Source organism: Limnospira sp. PMC 289.06 (assembly GCF_032350395.1).
Classification (GTDB): Bacteria; Cyanobacteriota; Cyanobacteriia; order Cyanobacteriales; family Microcoleaceae; genus Limnospira; species Limnospira platensis.
In genome coordinates, this window is sequence record NZ_JARPLC010000438.1 from 1 (window position 1) to 582 (window position 582).

At 44.3% G+C, this 582-nt stretch carries 1 protein-coding gene and 1 tRNA gene; both read left to right on the forward strand.

All coding sequences use genetic code 11. From position 1 onward, the window contains the following. The first annotated feature begins 102 nt into the window (after positions 1 to 102). Positions 103 to 173 (forward strand) — tRNA-Gly (locus P5674_RS25650). A gap of 213 nt (positions 174 to 386) precedes the next feature. Next, on the forward strand, positions 387 to 582 hold a 196-nt coding region (locus P5674_RS25655), incomplete at its 3' end, for a hypothetical protein (protein ID WP_315643063.1).

The following is a 582-nucleotide window of genomic DNA, read 5'->3' on the forward strand; positions in this document are numbered from 1 at the left end:
ATCAGTAAGGGATACAGCTTAATGGCAGATAATTTGGGAAAAAATGCGATCGCACTATTGCAATTTTTATTTTCCTGTGTTAGATTAGTTAAGTGAAAATTTGCGGGCGTAGTTTAGTGGTAAAACCTTAGCCTTCCAAGCTAATGATGGGGGTTCGATTCCCCCCGCCCGCTTTTTTCCTACCATGCCAGGGCTAGGTTATGAGCAATAGCCTATTAACTGACTGCGACTATCGAGTTAAGCAATAAGCTGCGATCGCAGTCAGGATCAGGTTTTTCCCAAAATGCCAGGAGGCGGACTTGAACCTGTTATATAAGCTGTAACCCGCATTCTATCGCGATCCAAGTGTTACTCAGTAGGCATAAAATAACCTAGGTGAGTAACAAATGAGTAACGCTACTAATACCCCTACAGTAGGGGGAAAGGGTAATTATGACGAGAGCTATGCTAGGTTCCTCAAGGCCTATCAGGATTTTAAGGGTGAGTGTCCTAGGGGGGTTAGCCTTAAACTCCAGAAGTCAGGAACTAGGTACAATCTCTTATTGCAGTTTAAGCAACCACCTACCGGGAAACGGCTACCCT